This is a genomic window from Homoserinimonas sp. (genome assembly GCF_056262345.1).
Window position 1 is genome coordinate 1 of sequence record NZ_JBACFR010000167.1, and the last position, 4,233, is coordinate 4,233.

3 protein-coding genes are annotated in these 4,233 nt (G+C 67.3%); all 3 read left to right on the top strand.

Annotated elements, in window-relative coordinates; all coding sequences use genetic code 11:
- Window positions 1-657 (top strand): FAD-dependent oxidoreductase (locus AC062T_RS08280; protein ID WP_476029044.1); only part of this gene is annotated, 657 nt, incomplete at its 5' end.
- Entirely contained in the window at window positions 654-2,195 is a 1,542-nt protein-coding gene (locus AC062T_RS08285; RefSeq protein ID WP_476029046.1) for a gamma-glutamyltransferase, read from the top strand. The genes AC062T_RS08280 and AC062T_RS08285, both read left to right, overlap by 4 nt.
- Window positions 2,196-2,203: 8 nt before the next feature.
- Entirely contained in the window at window positions 2,204-4,153 is a 1,950-nt protein-coding gene (locus tag AC062T_RS08290; protein ID WP_476029048.1) for a primary-amine oxidase, read from the top strand.
- Window positions 4,154-4,233: the final 80 nt, after the last annotated feature.

Below are 4,233 nucleotides of genomic sequence, written 5' to 3' on the forward strand. Positions count from 1 at the left end.
CACTCAGCAGCCCGTCGCCATGGGGCCGAACTCTCCTTCGGCGAACGCGTCATCTCGTGGGAATCCGACGAGAACGGCGTCACCGTGACCACGGATGCTCGCAGCATCCGGGCATCAAAGCTCGTCGTCGCCGGCGGAGCCTGGGCGTCGAGCCTGCTTCCGCGCTACAGCGAGCGATTCGAGGTGTGGCGCATCGTCACGCTCGCGGCCCGGACCGGCCAGACGTGTGCGCAGCCCCCGATGCTCGGAACCTTCTCCGTCGATATGGACGGTGGCCTCGTCTTCGGGCTGCCCGAGATCGGCGACGCCGGCGCCAAGATCGGCATCGACGCCGGCCCCGTGTGGGACCCGAACACCCCCGTCGGTGACGCGACGCCGGCCGAAGTCGATCGCCTCACGCAGCTGTTCCGCGCCTTCGTGCCCGATATCGATCTTGAGGGCGCCGAGGCCGTCGCGTGCCTCTACACGATGACCCCCGATCTCCGCTTTGTGATCGGCGAGATCCCCGGCCAGGCCAATGTCATCGCGGCGGCCGCGTGCTCGGGTCACGGCTTCAAATTCGGCCCCGCCATCGGCGCCGCCGCCGCCGACCTTGCGCAGGGCGTCGACCGTCCCGACCTCGACTTCGTTTCGCCCATGAGATGGGAAGCAGCATGACTTCTGGTGTGACCAACCCTCGATCCGTAGCGATCTCTGCCCCGCATCCCGCAGCCCTCGACAGCGCCATGGCGGCCGTCGACGCGGGAGGAAACGCGATCGACGCAGCCCTCGCCGCGGCCGCAGCGCTCACGGTCGTTTATCCGCACCAGTGCAGTCTCGGTGGTGATCTGATCGCTCTGGTTCGCCGGTCAGACGGTCAGGTCACCGCCGTCCTCTCGGCGGGCGCAGCCCCTGCCGCAGTCGACGTCGAGCGTCTTTCGAAGCTCGACCGGATGCCGGGTCAGGGCCCAGACACGGTTACCGTGCCGGGCGTCGTCGCCGGCTGGGAGGCTGTTGCCTCGCTCGGCGCGAGCCTTGCTCTCGCTCCCGCATTCGAACGCGCGGCGGCGCTAGCAGACAGCGGTTACACGGTGTCGCCGGGGCTGAACCGGGCCATCCAGGGGCGGCGGGATGTTCTGCTCGCCGACAAGGGAATGGTCGAGGTCTTTGGCGACGGGGCTGGAGGGCTCAAGGGTGAGGGCGACCACGTCGTGCAACCAGCACTCGCGCGCACCCTCACGGAACTCGCCGGCAACCCGGGAGCCATGTACCGCGGCCGCATCGCCGAATCGATCGCCGGCACGCTGACCTCTCTGGGCGGCGCCATGAGTGCCGACGACTTCGCCGCCCACAGGGTCGAGATCACCGACCCCCTTCGCGCCGAGATCGGGGGAGCCTCGTGGTGGGTCGCACCCCCGCCCACTCAGGGCGTTGTGCTTCTCGGAATTCTGCCGGATGCCCTCGACTCAGCCGACACCTGCAACCCCGAGCTCGTCGCCGCCGTTAACGACGCCCTTCGGGCTCGCACGGCCAACCTCGGCGACCCGCGCGGCGGGGACATCAACGTCGACGCCATGCTCGACCCGCGCGGTCGCGCCGCCGAGGGTTCGCTTCCCCGTCCCGGTCGGGCGCTGGGCGACACTGTCGCCATCGTCGCCGCCGACACAGACGGAACCGTCGTGACCCTCATCCAGAGCGTTTACCAGTGGTTTGGCTCCGGCATCCTTGACCCCGGAACCGGCGTCGTTCTGCACAACCGTGGCTCGGCGTTCAGCACCGACCAGTCGCATCCCGCCTACATCGGCCCGGGCCTGCGCCCGCCGCACACTCTTCTGCCCGTCATCGCGCAGAAGGACGACCTCGTCATCGGGCTCGGATGCCAGGGCGGCAGCGCTCAGGCATGGATTCTCTCCCAGGTGGCGCGCGAGCTCATCGACCCCTCAAGCGACCCCGCCGAGGCGCTCGGCCGGGGCCGCTGGGTCATCGGCGCCCGCGACCCCGGATTCGAGGAGGCACCCCTGATCGCCGAGCCCGGCCCAGAGGCTGCCGCCGACGCGGCAGCGGCTCTCGGGCTCGGCACCGCTCGTCGCGACGCCCAGTTCGACGAAGCCGGCCATGTGCAGGTCGCCAGAATCCGCCTTTCAGACTCGACCCTCGACGCCGCGAGCGATCCTCGCGCCGACGGTCGCGCCACCGTATTCAGCCCACGACAGTAAGGAAACGCATGACCATCTCACCACGCCATGTACTCGACCCCCTCCTGCCGGAGGAGATCGACAGCTTTATCGCGGAGATTCGCAAGAGTGATCGCATTGGAGAGAACCCGCGTTTCTGGGGCATCCAGGTTGATGAGGATAAGGCTGCCGCCACCGTCGCGGGTGGCGCACGTCCCGTTCGCGTCGTCGTGATGAATAACGCTGCTCGCGCGGCGTGGGAGGTTCGCGGCTGGACGGGAACCGCCGAGACTGCTGCCTTCATCGAGGGCTGGACCGACGTTGACCACCGTCGCCCCGGTGTCTCCTCCGACGAAGCACGCATGATTTCGCAGGCCGCGCGCAAGTCGCCGCTGCTGCTGGAGGCGCTGGCCAAGCGGGGCATCACCGACGCCTCGCTCGTCTGGGTCGACCCCGAGTCGATCACGGGCTTCGAACCAGAAGACATCGCCGACCGCCGCCTCTCGTGGGGAACGGTCTGGTTCCGCGAGTCGAACGAAGACAACGGCTACGGCCGCCCCGTCGCCGGTGTCGTGCCGATCCTTGACCTCGACACCCTTGAGGTCATCCGGGTCGAAGACCACGGTGTGATCCCCATGGCGTCGGAGACCAGCCGCTACGAGTCGGGCACGTGGGGTGCCGACCGTGAGGTATCGGTGCTCGACATCATTCAGCCGAACGGGCCCGGATTCGATGTTGAGGGGCACACCGTCACCTGGCAGAACTGGTCGTTCACGGTCGGGTTCACGCACCGCGAGGGACTCGTTCTTCACGACCTCACCTACAACGATCATGGAGCCGTGCGCCCCGTGCTCAAGCGAGCATCCGTCAATGAGATGTATGTGCCGTACCTCGACAGCGACCCCACCGCGTACCGCAAGAACTTCTTCGACTGGGGCGAGTATGGCGCCGGCCCCCTCACTGCCTCGCTTGAGCTCGGCTGCGACTGCCTGGGTGAGATCCGCTACTTCGACGTGACCTACCTCGACGGTTACGGCGAGGCGCAGGTCATCAAGAACGGCATCTGCCTGCACGAGGAGGACGACAGCATCCTCTGGAAGCACGTCAACACTCGTATCAACACCTCAGAGGTTCGCCGCTCGCGCAAGCTCGTGATCTCGGCCTTCGCTACGGTCGCCAACTACGACTACGGCTTCTACTGGACCCTTCGCCAGGACGGCTCAATCGAGCTTGAGGTCAAGCTCACAGGCCTCATGTCGGTCTCGGGCATCGCCGACGACGAGAAGCCCCGCTTCGGTCGGATGGTCGCGCCCAATGTTCAGGCCCCCACCCACCAGCACTACTTCGCTGCCCGCCTCGACACTGCGGTTGATGGCATCCGCAACCGCGTCGTCGAGGTTCACGCCGAGATGGAGCCGGATGAGGCACTCAACCCGTACGGAAACGCCGTCGTCGCGGTTGAAACGCCGCTGACCTCTGAGCAGCTCGGTGCGCGAATCGCGGACCCGCAGCGCGCCCTGCACTGGCGCATCGAGAACGACGAGGCCACGAACCGCAACGGCGAGAACACGGCATACCGGCTGACGGTGCCGAACTTCGCCCAGCTTTACGCCCGCCCCGGAGCGGTCGTCGAGCGCAAGGCGCCGTTCGTGTCGAAGCAGCTCTGGGTGAGCCAGTACGACGCAGAGCAGCGATTCATCGCAGGCGAGTACCCCAACCAGGGCGAGCTCGGCGACGACGGTGTTCACGTTTGGCAGCAGGCCGACCGCTCCCTCGACGGAGAGCGTCTCGTGCTGTGGCCCGTCGTGGGCGTTCACCACTTTCCGCGGCCAGAGCAGTGGCCGATCATGCCCGTCGATCACATCGGCTTCAAGCTCGAGCCCGACGGATTCTTCGACCGCAACCCGTCGCTGGACGTTCCGCCGTCGGCAGCCGCGTCGCATGGTGCAGCGTCGCACGGTGCAGCATCTCATGGCGACGCAGCGCCCAGTTGTCACTAGCCGGCAGCTGACCTAAAAAGGATCCCGCATGGTCTCGAGGCCAAGCGGGATCCTTTGTGTGGGGGGGAGTCGTTGGTGCC